The organism is Burkholderia pyrrocinia, assembly GCF_018417535.1.
GTDB lineage: Bacteria > Pseudomonadota > Gammaproteobacteria > Burkholderiales > Burkholderiaceae > Burkholderia > Burkholderia pyrrocinia_E.
Genome location: NZ_CP070978.1, coordinates 2,955,892 through 2,980,004 on the forward strand (window position 1 = coordinate 2,955,892; position 24,113 = coordinate 2,980,004).

Here is a 24,113-nt window from a genome sequence, read left to right on the forward strand (position 1 = left end):
TTTGTTTTCCTTATGGGGTGTGCTGCATGGGGCATCGAGGGCAATGCGATCGGTGCGGAATGCCGATGCACATCGTGTGCGTCACTTCAGCGTGAACGTGTAGCGGCCTTTCGTGCGATGGCCGTCGCTGGCTACCGCGATCCACGCGACCGCGTACGTGCCGGCCGTCAGGCTGGCAAGCGCGACGTGCATCCGCTTCCGGTTGCCGGCGTCGACGGTCGATTTACCGTCGGCGACCGATTGTCCGTGGCTGTCGGTCACGGCGATCGAGCTGAAGGCCGGCTCGAGCGCTTCGCTGAAATCGATCGTGACTGCGTGTGGCGCGCTCGAAAGCGTGGCGTCGGCGGCCGGTTCCTGCGTCTTCGGGAGCGCATGGGCCTGGGCAGCCTGGATGACGACGAAGCCGAGTGCGGCGAATGCGCCGCGGGCGAAACGGGTGGTTTTCATGGCTGGATTTGCGAGTGGCGATTCGGATGGAGACACACGGATTCGACGGACGGATGCGCGAGCGGCATCGCCACGGCACCGGTGCCGGCTGCTGTCGGTACGAACGTGTGCGGCCGGACGTTCGCAGGCGAGCGAAGGTGGGCGCGGCAGGTCGAACCGGAAGCGGCCGACCGCACGCACGGCACGACGCCGCGCGCAATACGGTGAGACATGATCGTCCTTCGAAAACGTGACATGTCACGCACGCCGGCGGCGCGCGCGGGCCGCGCGATGCGCTACGGCATCACGCGCGATGACGACGGTTCAGGACGCGAACGGAGGGGCGCGCGGCTGCGCGGCCGTGAGCGGCAGCGCGCGGCGCAGGCTTTCGAAGCGGGTCGCTTCATGGTGCTGGATCACGCGCACGTTGGCCGCGAACGTCAGTTCGGGCGCGGGCAGTGCGGGCGTATGGGCAAGCAGGCTGCAGTAGCCGCATGCCTGGAGGTGGGCCTGCAGGCTCTTCGACGACGAATCGGCGGAGCGATCGCCGGTGGCCGGCGCGGCCGTGCAGTAGCCGGCCAGCAGCGCATCGACGCGGCCTTGCGTCGTCAGTGCCTGCGAGATCGTCGGCGCGAGCGCCGTCATCAGGATGGCGAGCATCCCGAACAGACTGCCGATCTTCCGGAGACGACGACTCAGCATGCGATGCGCGGCGGCGTATGGACGACGATGGAGCGGATTATGCCACGCACGCCGATTCGCCTGTCGGCAGGGGCGTGCGGCATCGCGGCACGCTATGCGTGCTTCGCCAGATATTTCGTGATCAGCATCATCTGCGCGGCCCAGCCCTGTTCGTTCATCTCGCGCGCCTTCGCGCGACGCGCTGCGATCAACTGGTCGAAACCCGTTTCGGTGACCGTCAGCAGCGTGCCGCCGGCCTGTGCGGCGAGCGTGAACGTGACGAGCGTCATCGGCTCGGACGTGTAATCGAAATTCGGATCGATTGCGAACGGATGCCAGCGAAACGAAAACAGTTGCTTCGGCTGGACGCGATCGACGACGATTTCGAACACAGTGCCCGCATAGGGCTCCTGTGCCCTGGCGACGTCGTCGTCGACGCGCGTCGGCGTGATGCGGCCGAACAGCGGCTGGTCGGCCGCGAACGGGCCGTCGAACGTGACGCCGAACCAGTGGCCGAATTCCCCGGAATTGCTGACGGCTTCCCAGACGCGGTCGGGCGCTGCCGCGAGCAGGGTCTGTTTTTCGATGCGATCGGTTTGCTGGGTCATCACGTTCTCCATGCAGGATCAATCGTTGCAGGACGGCACGCGACCGCACGCCGCGTCTAGTCGAGCATGACCGCGTCGGGCACGTCGAGCACGAGGTCCGACGTCGCGACGGCCACGCACGGCAGCGTATAGCCGTCGGCCTTTTCCTCGCGGCTCAGCCCAGGCCATTCGATCAAGTAGCGTACGCTGCCGCTGACGATCCGGCAAAGGCAGCTTCGGCACGTGCCGTTGCGGCACGAGCGCGGCAGCGACACGTGCGCGAACGCGGCAGCCTCGAGCAGCGTGAGCGAATCGGGCGCATCGAAGGTCGTGCCGAGCGGCTCGATGCGCACGAGGTGGGGGTGTTCGGGATCGGTCATGGCTGAAGCGGGCGGCGGTTCGGCGGCAACGCGCCAAGCATACCCGAAGCCGCTTGCGGCCGGCGCCCGCCGGCCGCGGGTATCAGTGCCGGCGCAGGTACCGGTACACGGTATTGCGCGCGAGGCCGAGCTCGCGCGCGGCCGCCGACACGTTGCCGCCGTGCCGCGCGAGCACCGCATCGATCACCGCGGCCTGGTGGCTTTGCAGCGTCGTTCCTTCGCGCGAGTCGGCCGGTGCTGTCGTGGCCGTTGCAGCCGGTGCCGCCGGCGTATCGTCGCAGTCGAGCCAGAAATCGTCGGGCAAATGCGCGAGCGTGATCTCGGCTTCGTCTTCGGCGAGCATGCCGGCCGTGCGCAGCACGTTGGTCATCTGCCGCAGGTTGCCGGGCCAGCGGTGGCGCGTGAACGCGCCGAGCACGTCGGCCGCGACGCGGCGCGGCATCGGCTCGCTGCGGGCGAGCCGCGCGAGGATCCGGTCGACGAGCGCGGGCAGGTCGGTACGCGCGGCGAGCGCCGGCAGCGTGACCGCGAGCCCGTTGATCCGGTAGAACAGGTCTTCGCGGAACGTGCCTTCCGCGATCATCGCGCGCAGGTCGCGATGGGTCGCGCAGACCACGCGCACGTCGACCGGCACCGCGCGCGCACCGCCGAGCGGCATCACCGCGCGCTCCTGCAAAACGCGCATCAGCCTGACCTGCTGCGCGAGCGGCATGTCGCCGATCTCGTCGAGAAACAGCGTGCCGCCGTCGGCCTGCGCGATCTTGCCGGGGCTGCCGCGCTTGCGCGCGCCGGTGAACGCGCCGTCCTCATAGCCGAACAGTTCGGCCTCGATCAGCGAATCGGGCAGCGCCGCGCAGTTGACCGCGACGAACGGGCCGTCCGCGCGCGGCGACGCCTGGTGCAGTGCGCGGGCGAGCCATTCCTTGCCGGTGCCGGTCTGGCCGAGGATCAGCAGCGGCAGGTCGCGCCCGCGGATCTTCGCGACGCGTTCGAGTACGGCGGCCATGCGCGCGTCGCCGGTGTCGAGCGTCGCGAACGTGATCGCGTCGGGGTCCGGCGCGCGTACGCGCGCGGCCGGTGCGGGCGGCGTGACGGCGACGGCTGTGCGCTGCGCTTCCGCGAATTCGCAGCGCGCGAGTACGCGTACGCCGGTCGACAGCGTGAGGCGGAACATCGCGCCGGGCGCGCGCGCCGCCTGCTGCGCGAGCGCGCCGAAGCGCATGCCGAACAGCGCGTCGCTGCCTTGATGCTGCAGTGCGTCGAACAGCGCGCCGAGCTGGAATTGCGCGCTGCGGTTCGCGGCGATCAGCCCGCCGTCGGGGCCGAACGCGACGAGCCCGGCGAACAGCGAGTCGACGCATTCCTCGTGCGCGTGAAAGCGCAGCCGCAGTGCTTCCGCACACTGGTTCGCGAACAGGTGGTTCTCGATCAGTTGCGCGGACATTCGCACGAGTGCGAGCGTATGCGGGCTGGAGCCGCGCGGGTCGCCGCTGACGTCGAGCGTGCCGAGCGTGCGGCCGAACGGATCGAAGATCGGCGCGCACGAGCAGGTGAGGATGTGGTTGGCGTGGAGGAAATGCTCGGCGCCGTGCACGGCGACGGCCTGGCCCGACGCGAGTGCGGTGCCGATCGCGTTGGTGCCGCGCGCGCCTTCGGCCCACGACACGCCCGTACACAGCGCGACGCGGTTGGCTTTCTCGATGAAGTCCGCGTCGCCGATGCTGTGCAGGATCACGCCGTCGGCGTCGGTCAGCAGCACGAGGCTTTGCGTATCGGCGATTTGCGCGTGGAGGTTCTCCATCACCGGGCGCGCGTGCGAGAACAGTGCGTGATTCGTGTCGAGCAGTTCGCGCAGCGCGACGCGCGACAGCGGCGAGAAATCGGGGCGCTCGTGTGCGCGCAGGCCGACCGCGGTCGAACGCGCATGCGCCTGCGCGAGCAGGTCGGTGCGACCCGCGGTGGCGGGCAGCACGAAGGGTTGCGGCATGACTTGTCTCCTGTCGGTCCCAGTTAGCGCTTTAGCGCTTACTGGGACTCCATGCTTCGCGGTCGGCCCAGTTAGTGCTTTAGCGCTTGCTGCGATCCCATGCTTCGCGGTCGGCCCCGGTTAGCGCTCCAACGCTTACTCGGGCCCCACGCTCCTCGATCAGCCAGTCCGGCCGTCCCGAATCCACCGAAACCACCCACGGTTTCGACGTTCCGCTTGCGGCGCACCATCGGGCACGAAGGCCGACCATCCGGGTACGCATCATCATACAAGCGCGACGTGCGATATGCGACCGCGAACAAAATCCCCTTGCTTTTAAATGGCCGCATGCAATGATGGAAATGGAGCACGCACGCGCCGTGTTCCGCATCGCAACATGCATGCGACGTGACATGCATCCGTTCGGGAGACGCATCATGGTTCGGACGGAACTGAGAGTCGTGCTGGCAGCCATCGCCACCTTCATCATGCTGGGCGGCATTGCCGTGGCGATCCACGGTTTGCTGTTCGATCTGACCGATGCGGTGCGATACGGGGCGGCCGCGATTGCGGTGGGCGTCACGACAGCCGCGGTCGCGCTCAACGTCTGGCCCACCGATCCGCACTGATGCCTGTTTCCGAAACGGTGCCGGATGCCGCGCTGATCTGATGAAATGCGCGTCGGAACGACGCACACCGGAAAATTTGTCTCCTGCGCGAAACCGTCTAAAGTGGAAAGCAACCAGCATGCATTGTCCGCGCCATAACCCCGCGGGCCGTGCCTCCGCTGGCGAGCCCGCGTACATTTCGTCCGGCCGGTGGCGGACGGCGTACGCGGTCATTCGTTTTCTACCGGTCGAGGCGGCTCACCCATGCAGATCCATTTCACGAACGAGAAGCCTGAATATTCGGGGCGCGACCTGATGCTTGGGTTCACGGCGCTGGTCAATGGCGAGCGTGTCCAATGTCAGATCACCGCCGAGGCGCTGGAAGACCACTTCGGCGCGGCTTCGCCGCGCTTCGAGGACATGGTCGGCGCATTCGACCAGCACCGTGACCGCATCGAGGCGGCCGCACGGCGCCTGCTGTCGGAGACGCGCGCGCAATGCGTGACGCTGCGCAGCGGTTACGTTCGCTTCTATGAGGCGAACTGGCGTTGAACCGGACGACCGGCCAGCGACGGAGCGGGCGCCGAATACCGGCGCCCGTGTCGTATCGGCGCATGCTCATCCGGCTGCACGCTGACTGACGCCGCATGATGCGCGGTCGATCCGATCGCCGTGCGGCGCGATGGCGTGCCCGTTGTTCCGTTTCACTCAGTCCGCCCCGGTGATCGCATACGCGCCGGCTGTTTCGACGCTCGTTCGCGCGATGCGTGCGAAGCCCGTTTCGGCGAGGTGCATTCCCGCAATCAGCAGGTTGTGCGCAGCGGCCTCGGCGAGTGTCGCCGCGCGCGTCGCAATTGCCTGCGACGGATCGTGATCGAACGCGATCGAGACGTCCGGGCGAGCCACCTGAATCGGCGCGAAATGCACGAGATCGCCCCAGATCAGCAGGCGCTCGCCACGCGATTCGACGCGATAGCCCGTGTGGCCGGGCGTATGCCCCGGCAGCGGCACGGCGACGATGCCGGGCAGCACGCCGCCTGCTTCGACGGTACGCAGCCTGGCCCGATAGACGTCGAAAGTGTGCCGCGCGATCCGGAAATTGACGCGTGCTCGCTCATTTGCCCGATCGTACTGTTCATCGTCCAGCCAGAACGCGCGTTCCCGTTCGTGAATAACCACCTCCGCATCCGGAAAGGCCGGCTGCTCGCCCGTGTCGAGCAGGCCGCCGATGTGGTCGGGATGTGCGTGCGTCAGCAGGATCGTGTCGATGTCGCGCGCATCGATGCCGGCCTGCGACAGCGACGGAATCAGGCGCCCACCCCAGTTCCGGATGCCGCCGGCGCCGGCATCGACCAGCACGGTACGGCCGTTCCCGCGTATCACGTAGCAGTTGATGTTCACGTTGGACGGTGCGTGGATGCCCGCCCGGCGCATGATGCCGGCCGCGTCGTCGAGCGCGATGTTCGACAGCAGGTCGAGGCCGGCCGTCAGCGTGCCGTCGCTGATCGCGGTGACAGTGAAATCGCCGATCGGGCGGGACGGGAAGCAGGGAAGCGGTTCGTTCATGGGTCAATGTCGGGCGTGTAGGTGGGCCGTGTCGTAGCCGAAGCAGCGGATGCGTGCGACGAATCCGGTGTGGCGGAGAATCTCGCGATCCAGTGCGGTCATGAATCGATCCATTAACTCAGTGGTGCGAAATGATTCGAGGCGGTAGCGGATCTCGGCGCTGACGGGATGTCCGCAGCCGTGCCTGACCGGGATATGAACGACATGGATCGTGCCGGGTGCGGCCCGCAACACGTCGGTGCAGAGGGTCGCGCAGGCCGACGAGAGCGCGTCGAGTGCGGCGTCCGACGGCATGCTTGCCGCGGGGATGAAAATCGTGACGCTGGGCATGGTCGCGCTCCCGTCAGCGTGCGGACGCCGGCGCCGGCGCGCTGACGAGTTGGTCACCCATCGGGGCGTAGAGCCGGATCGCGGCGTCGGACGGCCCGGACGCGAGCCGCGTCTGATCGTGCGCCAGGACGGCCAGCCAGCGACAGGCCGGCTGGCGGTCCAGCGCGATCGCGTGAATCGCGGTGGCGGAAATGCCCGATCGCGAGAATGGGGCAGCGTGGTCGCAAACGGCCAGCCACTGATCGCCGGACACGGTCGGCGCGGGTGCTGCGCTGTCGTACACGTTGCGTCGCCACTCGACGATATGCGGCTGCCAGCGCGCGAAATTGCCGCCGCCCTTGTCGCGATACTCGGCCGACGTCAGCACGTCGGGGCTGTCGATCGTGTGAAGCGCGAGGTAGACGGGGCCGTCGCCGCCGAGGGCGCGAAAGCGTTGCGACGTGCGGAAGCCGGACACGGAGATCAGCGCCGGCAGTTTGATCCGGCTGTAGAAATCGTTCCACTCGGCTTCGGTGGCAAGGTCGGCGAAGCTGCATTCAACGACATAGATCATCACGCCTCCATGGGGAGCAAGCGGCCTTCGGGATCGATCGCCGCTCGACTGGTTGAGTTTTTGTCATGATAATCAGGCGACAGAGCGACGAAAAACGACAATTCGTCACCATTCGTTGATATTTGATCAAGCTGAGCCCGACGACCGTCGGACCGGGAGCAATCGTGACGCGACGCAGGATTCCGAGCAATTCGGCATTGATGGCATTCGAGGCTGCGGCGCGGCACGGCAGCTTCGCGCGCGCTGCCGACGAACTGGCGTTGACGGAGGGGGCGATCAGCCGACAGATCGGCCGGCTGGAGACGTTTCTCGGCGTGGCGCTGTTCGAGCGTGTCGGCAACCGCGTTCGGGTTGCGCCGAACGGCGCGCGCTACGCGGCGCAGGTTCGCGAAGTGCTGGACCGGCTCGAGCGCGACAGCCAGTACATGATGGGGCAGCCCGGCGACGGCGGCAGCGTCGATATCGCCGTGACGCCGACGTTTGCGACGCGCTGGCTGATCCCGCGGCTCAAGCGGTTCCAGACGCAGCATCCGAACATCACGGTGCATTTCGCGGATCGCTCGGAGCCGTTCGTGCTGGCCGGCAGCGGATTCGATGCGGCGATTCACTTCGAGCATCCGGCCTGGGCCGGCATGCATACGTACCGGTTATGCGAGGAGGTGCTGGTGCCGGTGTGCCACCCGTCGCTGCTCGCGGGCGGGCATCCGGACGCGTTGCTGGGCCGACTGCCGCGCCTTCACAAGCGCCAGACGCCCGATGCGTGGTCGGCGTACGTGCAGGAGACGGGGTTGCCGGTGAGCAATCCGGCCGCCGGCGCGCGCTACGATCTTTACTCGATGCTGATCGCGGCGGCCGTGGCCGGGCTCGGCGTCGCGCTGGTGCCGCGGCTGTATGTCGACACCGAGATTGCGCAAGGGTTGCTCGCGGCGCCCTGGCCGGACGGTCGGGGCGTGGTCAAGCGTTTCTGTCTCGTGCTGCCCGAAGCGCTGGATCCGGGCGACGGGCCGCTGCAGACCTTTGCGCGCTGGGTGCTCGGGGAGGCGGATGCGTGATGCGTGATGCGGCGTCGTCCGCGCCGGGCGCATGCCCGAACAAAAACGCCACCCGAAGGTGGCGTTGCTCATCGCGCATCGCGCCGAAGCGCGTCCGTCATTCGCTGCCGAGATAGAAGAAGCGGAACAGGAACACGGCCGCGATGATCCACACGACCGGCTTGACCGTGCGGGCCTGGCCCGTCAGCAGCTTGAGGCCACCGTACGCGATGAAGCCGAACGCGACGCCGTTCGCGATCGAGTACGTGAACGGCATCAGCAGCGCGGTCAGCGCGGCCGGTACGGCTTCCGTCGCATCGTCCCAAGGCACGTCGACCATCTCGCGCAGCATCAGGCACGACACGTACAGCAGCGCGGGCGCGGTCGCATAGCCCGGTACGACGCCGGCGAGCGGCGCGATGAACAGGCACGCGAGGAACAGCACCGCGACGGTGATCGCCGTCATGCCCGTGCGGCCGCCGGCCTGTACGCCCGATGCGCTTTCGATATACGCGGTGGTCGACGACGTGCCGAGCACCGAACCCGCGACGATCGCCGTGCTGTCGGCGAGCAGTGCCTTGTTCAGGCGGTTCATCTTGCCTTCGACGAGCAGGCCCGCGCGGTTCGCGACGCCCATCAGCGTACCCGTCGCGTCGAACAGCTCGACGAGGAAGAACACGAGGATCACGTTGATGATGCCGGTCGACAGCGCGGCGCGGATGTCGAGCTTGAACAGCGTCGCGTCGATCGACGGCGGCGCGGAGAACACGCCGTGGAACTGGTTGTCGCCGAAGAAGAACGACAGGATCGTGACGCCGATGATGCCGATCAGGATCGCGCCGCGCACGCGCAGGTGGTCGAGCGTGACGATCGTGAAGAAGCCGACGATCGCGAGGATCGTGTCGTGCTTGTGCAGGTCGCCGAGCGTGACGAGCGTGGCCGGGCTGCCGACGATCACGCCCGACGTCTTCAGCGAGATGATGCCGAGGAACAGGCCGATGCCGGCGGTGATCGAGATCCGCAGCGATTTCGGAATGCCGTTGACGATCGCCTCGCGCACGCGGAACAGCGTGACGAGCAGGAACAGGCAGCCGGAGATGAACACCGCGCCGAGCGCGGCCTGCCACGTGAAGCCCATCCCCTTGACGACCGTGTACGCGAAATACGCGTTCAGGCCCATGCCGGGCGCGCACGCGATCGGGTAGTTCGCGTAGAGCCCCATGATGATCGATGCCAGCGCCGCGACGAGGCAGGTCGCGACGAACACGGATTCCTTCGGCATGCCGGCGTCGCCGAGGATCGCGGGGTTGACGAAGATGATGTAGGCCATCGTCAGGAACGTGGTGACGCCCGCGAGTATTTCGGTGCGGAAGTCGGTGCCGGCTTCAGCGAAGCCGAAATACCGCTTGATGGATTCCATGAAGGCGTTTCTCCGGTCGGGTTGTCGTGTTGCTTGTTGTGCCGAATTGTTGTAAAGGCAGCGCGCGGCCGGCGTACTGTAACCAGCCACTATTGCCCGGCTATCGGCGGATTGTAATAGCGCGGATAGCTCGGACGATATAGTTGGAGGGCACGATCGACTGCCTGCGCGCGAACGGTCTGGCAGCCCGGTCGCGCGACGAAGGCGCGCATTTTACCGGTTCGGGCGGAACGGGCAGGCGGAAAGGGTAAAAAAACGGGAGCGTGACGAACCGGCGGGGCCGGCCGATGCGTGCGCAACGGCATGCGGGCCACATTGCGCGCGGCCGGTACGCGATGACATCCGACTGAAACGGAGCGCCCGCATGCTGCACGAACGCGGTGCAGGCATCGCATGCGGGCGAACCCGCGTGCGTGGCCGGTGCGAGAGCGCAGCGGCGTGCAGCGGCCATTCGTCAGTCCAGGCGGTTGCAGATATCGGGCTATCCTGCGCCGAAGCCATCCCGTCCGCAACTGTCATTTCGCGATGCGGAGGCGACTGTGGTTTCTGTGTAAAAGATTGCAAGACCCCATCGCATAAACCGGCAAGTCTTTCTAGGATAGATACACCGCGCATGCACACGCCGGCCAGTAATTGCCGACGCGGGGGAGTCGCAGTCCGTGCAGGTCAGGCGGTGAAGTGCGGTCAAGGCCGTTGCGCGTTCGGGCAGGCACGGCCGATTGCGATTGCCCGATGCGGGTTCGTCCGTAATCACGGAGGTCAGCATGTTGAACTGGATCAGCCGTTGGGCTATGCGACACGCCCCCACGCCGGAAAAAACCGCTGCGTCGATGCTCGTGACGGCGCGCATGGAACTGTTCACAGCCGAACAGCGCGTCATCGATGCGAAATTACAGGCGGATTACTGGCGCACACGTGTGTCATTCCTCGAGGAGGTGCAGAAGCAGGGCATCGATCCGTGGGTGACCTCGCAGGCTGCGCAACGTCCCGAGCTCGATTCAACTCCCCGAGGCACGGGCCCGCGTCTCGCCGCCAGCACCTGATGCATCTGCTGCATCCGGTGGCTGCGCACGGCGCGCGATCGCTCGCGGCACGCATTGGCGAGCCGCGTCATTCGATGCGCACCTGCGGCGCGTTGCGCCGCGGGTGCGTCCGTTTCCGGTCGTGGCCGTTCCGCGTTTCGCGCGCGTGACGGCGCGCCGATCATCCACTCCTTCTCCATACCCCGACGAGCAAACGTTGCACTTGCGCGAGCGTGCGCTTGAAGCGCTCGCCGCGCCGCACGTAGGCGGTCGTGATCGTCGCTTCGGCCGCTCGGTCGGCATCGGTGCCGAGCCAGATGCGCTCGCCGCGTGCGATGCGCAGCACGTCGCCGGGCTGCACCCAGTAGTCGTCGACGCTCGGCGGGCGCGTGATCCACAGCGCCGCGCCGTGCGCGCGGATCTCCGCGTCTTGCGGCGCGCGCCAGGTCATCGTCGTGCGCGGCGCGACCGCGAAACGGATCACGACAGTCGGTAACGCGATCGTGCCGGCGCGGCGCCGATCGGGACGGTCAAACAGTTGGCTTGCCTGGTCCATCGTCTGCTCCATTCAGTGAGCCGGACGGATGACGCGCACCAGAACAAAAAGGCCTCATCCGTTTCCGGCGAGGCCTTGTGTGACATGCGGTACTGCTCGATTGCTAACGCACAAGCGCCTCCCGTGATCCATTCTTTCGAATGTTCACCGGGCAATGATTCGCGATGGCGATGAGCTTGAACGTAGGCATGCGAACGAGTTTGTCTTCGTGGTGCGGCGTTGTCAACGACAATTTTCGAGATGCGTGGCGGTTACGCGTCGCGTTGCGCGAGCCCGTTCACGAGCAGTTCGGACAGCAGGCCCGTCATCCCTTCGGGATGCGTGGCCGCGCGCGCCTTGATCTGCTCGACGAGTTCGGCGTTGAGCTTGCACGCGAACGGCACGAGCCCCTGTTCCTGGTCGAGCTTGCGCTGCGCGCGGCGGTCGAGCTTTGCCGTGTCTTCGGCGCCCTTGCCGAAACGGGCGGCGCCCGACTGCTTCATCGCTTGCGTCAGCTTGAGCGCCTTGTTCTTTTCGAGATCGGTTTTCTTCATGGCCATCGCGGCACCTCCGGGAAATGAAGCCGCGATTGTACGCATTTCGGCGGGCGCCGCCCGCCGCGCCCGCCGGAAACCCGGTTACGCACCCTTCGTCGTGCCCCAGTTGCCGCCGTGCGCGGCCGCCTGCGCGGCCGGCGAGCGTGCGAGGTAGGCAAGCGCCTGCTCGGTCGAGCCTTCGTGGTGCGGCGTATAGCTCGGCTTGAAATAGCGCAGCGCCGCGCCGATCACCTTCCAGAACGACGGCAGGTGCCCGCGCCGCGAACCCTGCCACCACGCGAGCGCGAAGCCCGGGTAGCGGCCGGCCGCCGGGTCGCGCTTGTACATGAACTTCGCGCCGGTCGTGATGTAGTAGAGCAGCAGCAGGATCACGAACGCCATGTGCACGCAGCGCTCCGCGTAGGTGCCGCCCAGGTGCCGGTAGATGTCGAACGCGACGGTGCGATGCTCGACTTCCTCGGCACCGTGCCAGCGCAGCAGGTCGACCATCGTCGGGTCGGCACGGCCTTCGTCGAGCCCGTGTGCGTTGAGCACCCAGTTGCCGAGATAGCCGAAGAAATGCTCGAGCGACGCGATCACCGCGAGCTGCTGTCGCAGCCAGAATCGCGTATGACCGATCTTCAGCCCGAGCGGCTGTTCGCCGAGCACGCGCGTGAACAGCCGGTTGAGCTTCTGCGTGAACGGCTTCGTGTCGATGCCGTGCCGGTCGTAGTAGTGCTTGAGCACGCCGCCGTGCGAACGCGAATGCACGGCTTCCTGCCGCAGGAAGCCTTCGGCCTCGTCGCGCAGGCGCGCATCGGCGATCAGCGGCAGCGCCTTGTTGTACACGCGGCAGAACCACAGCTCGCCTTCCGGGAACAGCAGGTTCAGCGTGTTGATGATGTGGGTGCTGCCCGGATCGTTCGGCACCCAGGTAATCGGCGTGTCGCTGAAGTCGAACTTCACGTGCCGGGCCTTGATCTTGTGGTAATCGGCGGTAGCGCTCATCTGTGTCTCCGTGTGCGGCGTCATGCGCCGTCAATGCGATGCCATGCTGACGCGGGCGATCATCCGGCCGAGCCAGGGCATGAAGCGGCCGACGAAGCGCATCGCGTGCGCTTCGCCGCCGATCGCGACGACCGGGCGGTTGCGCAGCACGCCGTCGACCATCGCCTGAGCGACGGTTTCGGGTTTCAGGCCGCGCATCTGGTACAGCTTCGTCGCGCGCTTGCGCAGCCGTGCTTCGTCCTGCGCGTTGGCACCCGCGTATTGCGTCGACGCCATGATTCCGGTTTCCGCGAAGCCCGGGCATACAGCGGTCACGCCGATGCCTTTCTCCGCGAGTTCCGCGCGCATGCATTCGCTGAGCATCAGCACGGCGGCCTTCGTCGTCGCATACGCGGGAAGATCGCGCGACGGGCCGAACGCGGCCGCCGACGCGGTGTTGACGATGTGGCCGCCGGTGCCGCGTGCGGCCATCTGCTGCGCGAACAGCCGCGAGCCGTGGATCACGCCCCACAGGTTCACGTGCAGGATGCGCTCCCAGTGCCGCGTGCTCGTGTCGAGGATGCCGCCGGCCATGCCGATGCCTGCGTTGTTGATCACGACGTCCGCGCCGCCGAGTTCGCTGCCGACCCAGGTCGCGAGCGCTTCCATCTCGTCGGCGGACCCGACGTCGACGCGTTTCGCGTGCGCCTGCGCACCGGTCAGCCCGATCAGCAGCGCGGTGCGCCCGGCGCTCGCGACATCGATGTCGCATGCGACGACCGTCGCGCCTTCGCGTGCGAACGCAAGCGCCGCGCAGCGGCCGATGCCGCTGCCCGCGCCGGTGACGACCGCGACCTTGCCGCTGAAGCGGCCGGTTTTCGCGCTGCGCCGGGCCTTCGCGAGCGCGGGCGGTTCGTCGCCCGATTCGACCGCGTCGATCAGTTGCCCGGCGAGATCCGCGAAGCGCGCGGGATCGGCGAGCGGCAGCCAGTGGCCGGCCGCGACCTCGCGGCGGTAGTACTGCGGTACCCAGCGCGACAGGTTTTCTGACAGCGCGGGGCTCACGTACTTGTCGCCGAGCGGCACGATCGTCTGCACGGGCGCATGCGCGTAGCGTTCGCGCGGCGCGAACAGGCAGCGGATGAAGTTCGCGCGATAGAGGCGCACGCCGCGCGCACCGTCGTCGGCCTGCGTCGCGCGCGGCGCGGCGGTCGTCTTCTCGAGCCGGCGCAGCAGGCGCGGCCATGCGCGGCCGAGCCACAGCCGCCAGCCGAGCTCGGGGATGAACGGCAGGTGGAACAGGTACACGTACCACGACCGCACGAGCTGGCCGCCGAGCTTGGCCAACGATGCCGGCGTCGGGCGCAGCATGCGTTCGCGCAGCCAGAAGCCGACGTGATCCAGGCACGGCCCCGAGCACGACGTGTACGACGCGATGCGGCCGGCGAGGCGCGGATCGGTGACGAATTCCCAGCCCTGAATCGAGCCCCAGTCGTGCGCGATCAGGTGCACGGCGCGGCCGGGGCAGAGCGCATCGATCACCGCGATGAAATCGTCGGTCAGCTTCGCGAGGTGGTAGTCGGCCGTGCGCTTCGGCACGCCGGACAGGCCCGCGCCGCGCACGTCGTATGCGATCACGTAGTGCTTGCGCGCGAGCAGCGGCGCGACGTGCTGCCAGACGCTGCTGTCGTCGGGATAGCCGTGCACGAGCACGACCGGCGAACGGGCCGGGTCGCCCCAGGTCTTGACTGCGAGCGTCAGGTCGCCGGACGCGACCGCCGTCTCGCCATGAACCGATTCGAACAGGGCCAGCGGCGCTTCGTCGGAAAGTGGCTGCATCGTGAGTCCGTCGTTCAGGGATTCGGGAGGAAGGCGCGGGCGCGTCAGGCGGCGGCCGGCACGGTCGCGGCGGCCTGCGCGCGTTCGGCCTGGCGGCGCTGCCAGCGGCGCACGTGCGGCAGGTCGTTGTCGAGCCAGTACGCGTCGTCGTCGGTGATCACGAGCAGCTCTTCGAACTTCGCGCCGACGCCGGCGAAGCCGAGATGCGGCTCGACGGCCCACAGGCCCGGCACGGGCGCATGCTCGGAGCGGCGGTCGATCGACCACAGCGGCGACCAGCCCTGCTGTTTCGCCGCGCGGCCCTGGTCGAGCAGCAGGTTGCGCGTCGCGTTCAGCCCGAAACGCGCGACGAAGCGCGGCTTCGACAGCTTGTGGATCTTCGCGACACGATGCGCGAGCACCTTGAACGGATAGGCCTTGTGGCGCGGTTCGACGCCCTGGCGGCGGCACAGCGCGTCGACTTCCTGCGCGACCTCGGCCATCGACCGGCGTTCCTTCACGAGCCGCACGATCATGTCGCGGTGGTCCATCAGGTCGTCCTGCAACTGCTCGAGGATCGGGTTTTCGCCGAGGCAGTGCGCGTAGCCGACGTCGGCCACGATGCCGTCGAGCACGGGCGCGACGTCGAGGATCACCGGCATGTCGGTTTCGAGCTGACGGTTGCTCGGGAAGAACGCGAGATTGAAGCCGCCCATGTGCTTGAGGCCCGAGAAGCCTTCGAACGCGGTGCGGTCGCCGAACCACGCGAACGGCTTGTGCAGCCAGTCGTGCACGCCGTTGTCCTGCAGCCATTCGGTCAGGAGGCGCGCGGCTTCCTTCTCGGTGATGCCGGGGTAGAGCATCGCGCCGACGGTTTCGACACAGCGGTAGGCAAGCTGCTGGACCGCACGGAATTGCGGCAGCTCGTCGAGGTGGACTTCCGCCAGCGGATGGTGGTCGGCCATGATGCGTCTCCAAATGTCGGCCGGAGTGGGCGCTTCAGCGCTTGTCGACCGGTGTTGGTGCTTCAGCACTTACTCCCGGTCCTGCGCAAAGCGCACTCCGGTCCTGTGCAAAGCGGGGGCGCTGATCCGGAATGCATCCGCTGGTGTTCCCGTCGCGAATTATTCAGTCAGCATTTAATGTGCCATTGAGCGATGTAATGATGATAGCCGGTTCGGCGTTGCGCGCCAGCCCCCGGGGGTGAGGATTTGTCCTAATGAAGGGCCGAAATGGAGGGGAGACTCTAGGTCTCCGGAGGTTGGGGCCGGATGACCGTCGGCGCGCACGCGTACGGATCGGGGCGCCGGCCGGAGGTTGTCACGCGCGGTCCCGGCGCCGGCCTGGATGGCCGCGCGTGCGGGCTGCCTTGCGATGGCCCGACGGCCCGGCATGTCGCGCCGGATCAACTCCCCGTCGCGTCACGGCGTGACGCTGTCAAATTGACGAAATAATTTCGTCACATCATTCGCCCCCGGTTCGGAGCCGTCCCGGCTTCGCCGAGCCGATGAGCCGCCGGTGCGCGGTGTGCCGCGCGGGGTAGCGACCGAAGCCGATTCGACATTTCACCGGAGAGAGACCATGCAACGCCGCCAGTTCATGAATACCCTTGCCGCGGCGACCGCTGCGACGTCGCTGATGCTCAAGGCCGGCACGGCCGGTGCGAAGAGCGCAACCGCGCCGGATGCGCTGGACCCGGGCCGCTGGTCGCCGTTCAACGCCGCGCGCCTGCAGGCGGTGCTTGACCAGCATGGCGCCGCGAGCGCGCGCTACGACGAAAAGCGCCGCCCGTACGCGGTGTTCGACTGGGACAACACGTGCATCATGAACGACTGCGAAGAGGCGCTGCTGATGTACCAGATCAACCATCTGCAGTACAAGCTGACGCCGGACGAATTCGTCGACGTGATGTGGAAGGACGTGCCGAAGGGCGCGTTCATGAAGGACTACACGACGGTGGACGGCAAGCCGGTGACGATGGAAGACCTCGCGGCCGACGTCGAATCCGACTATCGCTGGCTCTACGCGAACTACAAGGGATTCGGCGGCGACAAGAGCCTCGACGAGATTCGCGAGACCGATCAGTTCAAGGATTTCCGCGCGAAGCTGTACTTCATGTACGACGCGATCTGCGACACGCATCCGCTCGAGATTGGCTACAAGTGGATCATCTACTTCTACAGGAACATGACGACCGCCGAGCTGCAGGCGATGGCGGAAGCGTCGAACAACTACGGCATCGGCGACGCGCTGCGCAAGGTCCGCTACGAAAGCCCGAAGTCGCTGCCGGGCAAGGCCGGTGTGGTGGCCGACACGCATTTCCACGGCATTCGCATTCACGAGGAAATCCGCGCGGTGATGCACACGCTGCGCGCGAACGGCATCGACGTATACGTGAGCACGGCGTCGCTCGACGATGTCGTGCGCGTGTTCGCCGGCAATCCGAACTATGGCTACGGCGTGCCGCCCGGGAACGTGATCGGCCTGCGTCTCGACATGCGGGACGGCAAGTACACGAGCACGTATCCGGCCGGCTGGCATTTCAACTGGGGGCCCGGCAAGACGGTGGGCATCCGCAACGTCCTCGAGTCGAACAAGGGCTACGGCCCGCTGCTGGTGTTCGGCGACAGCGACGGCGACGCGTGGATGCTGCGCGACTTCAAGGACACCGCGGCCGGCGTGATCGTCAACCGGATGAAGAAGGGCGAGATCGGTGCGGACAGCAAGCTCGCGGCCGAGCAGATCGGCAAGCCGGACGCGCGCTTCCTGCTGCAGGGCCGCGACGAGCACACGGGCCTGATGATCCCGGACGAGAAGTCGATCAAGTACGGCAAGACCGAGCGCAAGCTGCTGGCTTGACGTAAGCCGGGCGCCGGGCCGTTGCGGCCCGGCGTCCATCGGGATCGATGGCCGCGCCGCGCGGGCCGGAAAACGAGCGTCTCAGCGCTCGCGCGGCGAGCCCAACCGGTCCAGCATCGCTCCCAGAAAATCGACCGGCAGCGGAAACACGATCGTCGAATTCTTGTCCGCCGCGATCGTCGTCAGCGTCTGCAGGTAGCGCAGTTGCATCGCCTGCGGCTCCTGCGCAAGCCGCTGCGCGGCCTGCAGCAGTTTCTCCGACGCCTGCAATTCGCCTTCCGCGTGTATCACCTTCGCGCGCCGCTCGCGCTCGGCCTCGGCCTGCCGCGCGATCGCACGGATCATCGTTTCGTTCAGGTCCACGTGCTTGATCTCGACCGTCGACACCTTGATCCCCCACGCATCGGTTTGCGCGTCGAGCGTTTTCTGGATGTCGGCATTCAACTGCTCGCGCTCGGCGAGCAGCGCATCGAGCTCGTGCTTGCCGAGCACCGAGCGCAGCGTCGTCTGCGAGAGCTGGCTCGTCGCGTCGAAGAAGCGCGCGACCTGGATCACGGCCTTCTCCGGATCGACGACGCGGAAATACACGACCGCATTCACCTTCACCGACACGTTGTCGCGCGTGATCACGTCCTGCGGCGGCACGTCGAACACGACGGTGCGCAGGTCGATCCGCACGACCTGCTGGACGATCGGGATGATCAGCACGAGCCCCGGCCCCTTTACCTTCCAGAACCGGCCGAGCATGAACACCACGCCGCGCTCGTACTCGCGAAAGATGCGGATCGACGATGCGACGAGCACCACGACGAAGACGATCAGGACGCTGCTGAAGCCGAACGTGTAGCCCATCATGTTGGTTCTCCTTGGTGTTGTTGTTCCTGAGCCGGCACGTCATAGAGCGGCGCGACGGTGAGCAGCAATCCTTGACGGCCGGTGACGCGCACGCGGCAGCCCGCGGCGAGCGGCACGCTGCTCGCGACGCGCCAGCGCTCGCCATGCACGCGCACCCAGCCCGCGGCCGATGGCGCGGGGCCGGCCGCACCGTGCGGCTGGTCGGCCTGCAAGCCGTCGTCGAGCACTTCGCCGATGCTGCCGACCATCGCCTCGGCGCCCGTCACGACCGGACGCCGCCGCGCGCGCAGCGCAACGCTCGACACGCCCGCGACGAGCAGCCCGCCGCCGAGCGCGAGGCTCGCGATCACGGGCCACGGAATCCCGTAGCCGGGCACGTCGGTATCGATCAGCATCAGCGCGCCGATCGTGAACGACACGATCCCGCCGAAACCGAGCACGCCGAAGGTCGGCAGGAACGCCTCGGCGACCAGGCAGCCGAGACCGAGCAGCACGAGGCCGAGGCCCGCATAGCTGATCGGCAGCAACTGCATCGCGAACAGCCCGACCAGCAGGCAGATCGTGCCGGCGACGCCCGGCAGCACGAAGCCGGGGTTCGCGAATTCGAAGAACAGGCCGTAGATGCCGATCGTCAGCAGGATCAGCGCGACGTTCGGATCGGCGATGATCAACAGGAAGCGGCTGCGCCAGTCGGGTTCGACCACGACGAGTGGCGCATGCGCGGTGGCGAGCCGCACCGTGCCGGCGGTGGTCGTCGCGCTGTGGCCGTCGAGCTGGCGCGCGAGGTCGGCCGGATCCTGCGCGATCAGGTCGACGACATGCTGCGCGCGCGCCTCGCTGGCCGACAGGCTGACGGCTTCGCGCACCGCGCGCTCGGCCCATTCGGCATTGCGCCCGCGCAACTGCGCGAGGCCGCGGATATAGGCCGACGCATCCTGCATCGCCTTGCGGATCTCGGTCGATTGCGTGTCGTTCGGCAGCGCGGCCGGCGACGTGCCCGAGGCGCCCGATGCACCCGGCGTCCCGGCCGGGGGCGCCCGTGGCGCAGCGGGGTTCGCGCCCGGCGGCGCGGCGCCGCCGACGCCGATCTGCACGGGCGACGCCGCGCCGAGATTGGTGCCGGGCGCCATCGCCGCGAAGTGGCTCGCATAGACGATGTAGGTGCCCGCGCTCGCGGCGCGCGCGCCGCCCGGCGCGACGAACGCGGCGACCGGCACCGGCGAGCCGAGGATGGCCTTGATGATCTGCCGCATCGACGTGTCGAGGCCGCCGGGCGTGTCGAGCTGCAGGATCGCGAGCGGCGCGTGCTCGCGTGCGGCGCGGTCGAGCGAGCGAACGATGAAGTCGGCGCTGGCCGGCCCGATCGCGCCGTTGATGGGGATCACGACGACGGGGGGCGCGGCTAACGGGGTAGTGGCAGGCGGCGGCGCGGCGACGGCCGCACACACGACGAGCAGCGCCGCGAACAGCGCAGCGCGCGCGACCCGCGCGGACAGCGGGTGACGGGGGTGGCCGTCGGGCGCGGCAGGCGCCGGCGGCGACCCATGACGGTGAAATCGCATCGGGACGTCCGGGCGGCGCGCGGCCGCGCGCCGTCCGGCTTGCGGAAAGGGCGTTAGCCCGATGCTTAAAGATTAGGCGGTTTCGGCGCAAAGCGCGAAGGCGCGGCCGCCCCGGCCGGATTCAGCTTGCGCCGCCGCCCCGCGCGAGCACTTCGTCGCGATAGTCGGCCGGACTGCGCCCGCTCCATTTGCGAAACGCGCGGTAGAACGCGCTCGGCTCCGCGAAACCGGTTGCCGCCGCGACGTCGGCGATCGTGCGCGCAGGGTCGGCCAGCGCCTCGAACGCGAGATCGCGCCGCAGCGTGTCCTTGATCGACTGGTACGCGTGGCCTTCCTGATGCAGCTTGCGGCGCAGCGTGGCCTCGGCCACGTGCAGCCGCGCGGCCATCCCGCCCGCGCCCGGCCACGCGGCGGGCGGCATCCCGCGCAGCACCGCGCGCACGCGCTGCGCGAGCGCGTTCGGGTTGCGGTACTTGACGATGAAACTGGCCGGCGCGTTGCGCAGGAACGTCTTCAGCGTCTTCGCGTTCTGCACGACCGGCAGCGTCGCGAATTCGGGATCGAAATCGACATACGAATCGGGCTCGTTGAAACGCATGTCGTCGCAGAACATCGACGGATATTCGTGATCGGCGGGCGGCGTGTCGCAGCGGAAGCTCGCATGCAGCAGCGGGATGCGCCGCCCGATCAGCCAGCAGGTGAGCCCGTAGACGATGATGAAATAGGTCGCGTACGTGAACATCGCGGGCGTCGCGCCGTTGTTGCGGTGCACGAAGCGCAGCCGCACGCGCTGCGGGTTCGCGTCGAGCTCCGCGTGCAGGTCGTCGAGCACGCAGTGCATGAAATTCACCGCGCGCGCCATCGCGTGCAGCCCGTCGCGCGCGGACAGCGCGGCCTGGCTCAGCGCGATGAAGCTGCCGCTGCGCATCGGGTGGCGATCCTGCCCGAAAAACTCGTCGTCGAGCGCGCGCGCGATCGCGTTCCACAGCGCGCCGTATTGCTGCGCGGAGACACGTGCGCGCGGCTGCCCGAGCAGCGCGGGGGCGATGCCGGCCTGCGCGAGCAGCGGTTCGGCCGCGACGCCGCGCCGGGTGGCGAGCGCGACGCTGTACGCGACGAGGCTGATCGCGACGGTTCCCTTGTCTTCCTGCTTCATCGGTGTCGCCGGTATGGCAAAAACGCTCAGTGTAAATGAGCGACGCGAGCATCGAACAGTCGCGCGCGCTTGCCTACACTTGTTGCATCGAAACGCAAGGACGGTCGCGCCCGGCGGCCACGGGAGACAGCAGCACCATGGACGAGCTTTATACCGAAGACCAGCGGATGATTCGCGATGCCGCGCGCGCCTTTGCCACCGAAATGCTGGCACCGAACGCGGCGCAGTGGGACCACGATGCGAAGCTGCCCGACGCCATCGTCGCGCAGCTCGGCGAACTCGGCCTGCTCGGGATGATCGTGCCGCAGGAGCTGGGCGGCTCGTATACGGACTACGTCGCGTATGCGCTGGCGATGGAGGAAATCGCTGCCGGCGACGCCGCGTGCGCGACGCTGATGAGCGTGCACAACTCGGTCGGCTGCGGGCCGATCCTCGGCTTCGGCACGCCGGCGCAGAAGGAGCGCTGGCTGGCCGACATGGCGTCCGGCCGCGTGATCGGCGCATTCTGCCTGACCGAGCCGCAGGCCGGCTCCGAGGCGAACAACCTGCGCACGCGTGCGGAACTGCGCGACGGCAAATGGGTGCTGAACGGCGCGAAGCAGTTCGTGACCAACGGCCAGCGCGCCGGTGTCGCGATCGTTTTTGCCATGACCGACCCGGAAGCCGGCAAGCGCGGCATTTCCGCGTTCCTGGTGCCGACCGACACGCCGGGCTTCATCGTCGGCAAGCCCGAGAAGAAGATGGGCATCCGCGCGTCGGATACGTGCCCGATCACGTTCGAGAACTGCGCGATTCCGGAAGAGAACCTGCTCGGCAATCGCGGCGAAGGGCTGAAGATCGCGCTGTCGAATCTCGAGGGCGGCCGCATCGGCATCGCCGCGCAGGCACTCGGCATCGCGCGCGCGGCGTTCGACAAGGCGCGCCGTTATGCGGGCGAGCGCGTGCAGTTCGGCAAGCCGATCGCCGAGCATCAGGCGATCCAGCAGAAGCTCGCCGACATGGCCACGCAGATCAACGCCGCGCGCCTGCTCGTGCATCACGCGGCGAAGCTGCGCACGGCCGGGCTGCCGTGCCTGTCGGAAGCGTCGCAGGCGAAGCTGTTCGCGTCCGAGATGGCCGAGCGCGTGTGCTCGGACGCGATCCAGATCCACGGCGGCTACGGCTACCTGGTCGATTACGAAGTCGAGCGTCATTATCGCGACGCGCGCATCACGCAGATCTACGAAGGCACCAGCGAAGTGCAACGGATGGTGATCGCGCGGCAGCTTTGAACCGCGGCGGTCGCGTCCATAGAAACGGCACGCAGGGCACGAGGGCAGCGCGGTGAACGCGGCACGCAACGACGTGACCGTGGGCCGCGCGAGAGGGAATCGGGCATGCGCTGCAGCGCATGCGCCGGTTGACCGCGAGGCATGGAGACTGGAGACAGGAGACGACACGATGACGGTACAGGCATTCCTGGACGCACGCGACTTTCTGCTGCGCCATCGCACCGACTACGAAACCGCGTACCGCGATTTCGAGTGGCCGGTGCTCGATGCGTTCAACTGGGCGCTCGACTACTTCGACCCGATGGCGCGCGGCAACGACCGGCCCGCACTGTGGATCGTCGACGCGGCGACCGGCACGGGCGATCCGTATTCGTTCGCGCAGATGTCCGAGCGTTCGTCGCGGATCGCGAACTGGCTGCGCTCGATCGGCGTCGTGCGCGGCGATCGCATCCTGCTGATGCTGCCGAACCGTGTCGAGCTGTGGGACGCGATGCTCGCCGCGATGAAGCTCGGCGCGATCGTGCTGCCGGCAACCACGCAACTGTCGGCTGACGACGTGCGCGATCGCGTGCAGATCGGCGGCGCGAAATACGCGATCGTCGACGAGAACGAAACCGCGAAATTCGAACAGCCGGACCTCGGCCTCGCGCGGAAGATCGTCGCCGGCGCGCCGCGCGCGGGCTGGCTCGCGATGAACGACGGCTATGCGGCGAGCGCCGCGTTCGAGCCGGACGCGGTCACGCACGCGAACGATCCGATGCTGCTGTACTTCACGTCGGGCACGACGTCGAAGCCGAAGCTCGTCGAGCATACGCACCGCACCTATCCGGTCGGCCATCTGTCGACGATGTACTGGGTCGGCCTGCAGCCGGGCGACATCCACTGGAACATCAGCTCGCCGGGCTGGGCGAAGCACGCGTGGAGCTGCTTCTTCGCGCCGTGGAATGCGCAGGCGTGCGTGTTCGCATTCAACTACGCGCGCTTCGAGCCGAAGGTCGTGCTCGATGCGCTCGTCAAATACCAGGTGACCACGCTGTGCGCGCCGCCTACCGTGTGGCGCATGCTCGTACAGCAGCCGCTCGCGTCGTTCGACGTGAAGCTGCGCGAGATCGTCGGCGCGGGCGAGCCGCTGAATCCCGAGATCATCGAGCGCGTGAAGAAGGCGTGGGGCATCGCGATTCGCGACGGCTACGGCCAGACCGAGACGACCTGCCTGATCGGCAACTCGCCGGGCCAGCCGGTCGTCGCGGGCTCGATGGGCCGGCCGCTGCCCGGCTACCGCGTCGCGCTGCTCGACCCGGACGGCGTGCCCGTGACCGAAGGCGAGGTCGCGCTGCCGATCGGCGCCGGCGTCGCGCGCCCGGTCGGGCTGATGAGCGGTTATGCGAACAATCCCGACGCGACCGCCTACGCGATGCGCGACGGTCACTACCGCACGTCGGACATCGCGATGCGCCGCGATGACGGTTATTACGTGTACATCGGCCGCGCGGACGACGTGTTCAAGTCGTCCGACTACCGGCTGAGCCCGTTCGAACTCGAGAGCGTGCTGATCGAGCATCCGGCGATCGCCGAGGCGGCCGTCGTGCCGAGCCCCGACCCCGTGCGGCTGTCGGTGCCGAAAACCTTCATCACGCTGCGGCAGGGCTACGAGGAAAGCCCCGCGCTCGCGCTGGAGATCTTCCGCTTCTCGCGCGAGAAGCTCGCGCCGTACAAGCGCATCCGCCGCCTGCAGTTCGCGGAGCTGCCGAAGACGATCTCGGGGAAGATCCGCCGCGTCGAGCTGCGCCGCCGCGAGATCGAACGCGGCGACGACGCGACCGCGCGAATGCCCGGCGAATACTGGGAAGAGGATTTTGCCGCCGAACTGAAATGACCTGGCCGCGGGCCGCGCGTGTTGCGCTGCCCGCCGATGCATCGAACCAGCCGCCTGCGCGCGACGTCGCGCGGCGGCACTCCCAAGG

The 24,113-nt window shown here is 67.7% G+C and carries 24 protein-coding genes; 7 read left to right on the plus strand and 17 right to left on the minus strand.

Annotated elements, in window-relative coordinates; translation table 11 throughout:
* Positions 1-81: 81 nt before the first annotated feature.
* From copC to JYG32_RS31410, 5 genes are all read right to left on the minus strand, one after another.
* Complete coding sequence (gene copC / locus JYG32_RS31390) at positions 82-447, minus strand: copper homeostasis periplasmic binding protein CopC (protein WP_174378466.1); 366 nt, start codon at positions 445-447, stop codon at positions 82-84.
* Between the two features lie 303 nt (positions 448-750).
* The gene (locus JYG32_RS31395; RefSeq protein ID WP_213266192.1) at positions 751-1,128 is read right to left on the minus strand and encodes a DUF2946 domain-containing protein; all 378 of its coding nucleotides are present in this window, start codon (positions 1,126-1,128) and stop codon (positions 751-753) included.
* A 92-nt stretch (positions 1,129-1,220) separates the two neighbouring features.
* Entirely contained in the window at positions 1,221-1,715 is a 495-nt protein-coding gene (locus tag JYG32_RS31400; RefSeq protein ID WP_213266193.1) for an SRPBCC family protein, read from the minus strand.
* Between the two features lie 56 nt (positions 1,716-1,771).
* A complete protein-coding gene (locus JYG32_RS31405; RefSeq protein ID WP_213266194.1) occupies positions 1,772-2,074 on the minus strand; it encodes a 2Fe-2S iron-sulfur cluster-binding protein in 303 nt (100 codons plus the stop codon).
* Positions 2,075-2,156: 82 nt separating this feature from the next.
* Positions 2,157-4,061: a sigma-54-dependent Fis family transcriptional regulator gene (locus JYG32_RS31410; protein WP_213266195.1), complete on the minus strand. Its 1,905-nt coding sequence runs from the start codon at positions 4,059-4,061 to the stop codon at positions 2,157-2,159.
* Between the two features lie 416 nt (positions 4,062-4,477).
* On the opposite strand from JYG32_RS31410, the gene JYG32_RS31415 reads away from it, so the two are divergent.
* Positions 4,478-4,669, plus strand: a complete 192-nt coding sequence (locus JYG32_RS31415; RefSeq protein WP_048243649.1) for a DUF2964 family protein — start codon at positions 4,478-4,480, stop codon at positions 4,667-4,669.
* Between the two features lie 243 nt (positions 4,670-4,912).
* On the plus strand, positions 4,913-5,200 hold the full coding sequence (locus JYG32_RS31420; protein WP_034180648.1) for a DUF1488 domain-containing protein: 288 nt from the start codon (positions 4,913-4,915) through the stop codon (positions 5,198-5,200).
* Positions 5,201-5,356: 156 nt separating this feature from the next.
* On the opposite strand, the gene JYG32_RS31425 is transcribed toward JYG32_RS31420, so the two are convergent.
* From JYG32_RS31425 to JYG32_RS31435, 3 genes are read right to left on the minus strand one after another with little or no spacing between them, the layout of a single operon-like run.
* Positions 5,357-6,214 (minus strand): MBL fold metallo-hydrolase, encoded by an 858-nt coding sequence (locus JYG32_RS31425; RefSeq protein ID WP_213266196.1) that lies wholly within the window; start codon positions 6,212-6,214, stop codon positions 5,357-5,359.
* A gap of 3 nt (positions 6,215-6,217) precedes the next feature.
* Positions 6,218-6,544, minus strand: a complete 327-nt coding sequence (locus tag JYG32_RS31430) for a hypothetical protein (RefSeq protein WP_213266197.1) — start codon at positions 6,542-6,544, stop codon at positions 6,218-6,220.
* A gap of 13 nt (positions 6,545-6,557) precedes the next feature.
* Positions 6,558-7,097, minus strand: coding sequence for a sugar ABC transporter (locus JYG32_RS31435; RefSeq protein WP_213266198.1), 540 nt, complete (start codon positions 7,095-7,097; stop codon positions 6,558-6,560).
* A gap of 200 nt (positions 7,098-7,297) precedes the next feature.
* On the opposite strand from JYG32_RS31435, the gene JYG32_RS31440 reads away from it, so the two are divergent.
* On the plus strand, positions 7,298-8,149 hold the full coding sequence (locus JYG32_RS31440) for a LysR substrate-binding domain-containing protein (protein WP_213266199.1): 852 nt from the start codon (positions 7,298-7,300) through the stop codon (positions 8,147-8,149).
* Positions 8,150-8,246: 97 nt separating this feature from the next.
* Here JYG32_RS31440 and JYG32_RS31445 read toward each other — a convergent pair whose 3' ends face one another.
* Entirely contained in the window at positions 8,247-9,548 is a 1,302-nt protein-coding gene (locus tag JYG32_RS31445; RefSeq protein ID WP_213266200.1) for an NCS2 family permease, read from the minus strand.
* A gap of 764 nt (positions 9,549-10,312) precedes the next feature.
* Between JYG32_RS31445 and JYG32_RS31450 the strand changes: the two genes are divergently transcribed.
* The gene (locus JYG32_RS31450; protein ID WP_174378456.1) at positions 10,313-10,591 is read left to right on the plus strand and encodes a hypothetical protein; all 279 of its coding nucleotides are present in this window, start codon (positions 10,313-10,315) and stop codon (positions 10,589-10,591) included.
* A 160-nt stretch (positions 10,592-10,751) separates the two neighbouring features.
* On the opposite strand, the gene JYG32_RS31455 is transcribed toward JYG32_RS31450, so the two are convergent.
* The 5 genes from JYG32_RS31455 to JYG32_RS31475 form a co-directional block, all read right to left on the minus strand.
* Positions 10,752-11,126 carry a DUF2917 domain-containing protein gene (locus JYG32_RS31455; RefSeq protein ID WP_047903772.1) on the minus strand — a complete coding sequence of 125 codons (375 nt, stop codon included), beginning with the start codon at positions 11,124-11,126 and terminating at the stop codon, positions 10,752-10,754.
* 251 nt (positions 11,127-11,377) lie between these two features.
* Complete coding sequence (locus tag JYG32_RS31460; RefSeq protein WP_174378455.1) at positions 11,378-11,665, minus strand: hypothetical protein; 288 nt, start codon at positions 11,663-11,665, stop codon at positions 11,378-11,380.
* 78 nt (positions 11,666-11,743) lie between these two features.
* Positions 11,744-12,649: a metal-dependent hydrolase gene (locus tag JYG32_RS31465; protein ID WP_174378454.1), complete on the minus strand. Its 906-nt coding sequence runs from the start codon at positions 12,647-12,649 to the stop codon at positions 11,744-11,746.
* Positions 12,650-12,679: 30 nt separating this feature from the next.
* Positions 12,680-14,467, minus strand: a complete 1,788-nt coding sequence (locus tag JYG32_RS31470) for an SDR family oxidoreductase (protein WP_213266201.1) — start codon at positions 14,465-14,467, stop codon at positions 12,680-12,682.
* Between the two features lie 44 nt (positions 14,468-14,511).
* Positions 14,512-15,411, minus strand: coding sequence for a M24 family metallopeptidase (locus tag JYG32_RS31475; protein WP_213266202.1), 900 nt, complete (start codon positions 15,409-15,411; stop codon positions 14,512-14,514).
* A 616-nt stretch (positions 15,412-16,027) separates the two neighbouring features.
* Here JYG32_RS31475 and JYG32_RS31480 point away from each other — a divergent pair.
* Positions 16,028-17,305, plus strand: a complete 1,278-nt coding sequence (locus JYG32_RS31480; RefSeq protein WP_213266203.1) for a haloacid dehalogenase-like hydrolase — start codon at positions 16,028-16,030, stop codon at positions 17,303-17,305.
* An 81-nt stretch (positions 17,306-17,386) separates the two neighbouring features.
* Here JYG32_RS31480 and JYG32_RS31485 read toward each other — a convergent pair whose 3' ends face one another.
* From JYG32_RS31485 to JYG32_RS31495, 3 genes are all read right to left on the minus strand, one after another.
* Positions 17,387-18,160, minus strand: coding sequence for a slipin family protein (locus JYG32_RS31485; protein ID WP_174378450.1), 774 nt, complete (start codon positions 18,158-18,160; stop codon positions 17,387-17,389).
* Positions 18,157-19,722, minus strand: a complete 1,566-nt coding sequence (locus JYG32_RS31490) for an NfeD family protein (RefSeq protein ID WP_213266204.1) — start codon at positions 19,720-19,722, stop codon at positions 18,157-18,159. The genes JYG32_RS31485 and JYG32_RS31490 overlap by 4 nt, the downstream gene beginning before the upstream one ends.
* 121 nt (positions 19,723-19,843) lie before the next feature.
* On the minus strand, positions 19,844-20,878 hold the full coding sequence (locus JYG32_RS31495) for an AraC family transcriptional regulator (protein ID WP_174381408.1): 1,035 nt from the start codon (positions 20,876-20,878) through the stop codon (positions 19,844-19,846).
* Between the two features lie 137 nt (positions 20,879-21,015).
* Between JYG32_RS31495 and JYG32_RS31500 the strand changes: the two genes are divergently transcribed.
* Together JYG32_RS31500 and JYG32_RS31505 are read left to right on the plus strand one after the other, a co-directional pair.
* On the plus strand, positions 21,016-22,149 hold the full coding sequence (locus JYG32_RS31500) for an acyl-CoA dehydrogenase family protein (RefSeq protein WP_213266205.1): 1,134 nt from the start codon (positions 21,016-21,018) through the stop codon (positions 22,147-22,149).
* A 169-nt stretch (positions 22,150-22,318) separates the two neighbouring features.
* Complete coding sequence (locus JYG32_RS31505; RefSeq protein ID WP_213266206.1) at positions 22,319-24,025, plus strand: AMP-binding protein; 1,707 nt, start codon at positions 22,319-22,321, stop codon at positions 24,023-24,025.
* Positions 24,026-24,113: the final 88 nt, after the last annotated feature.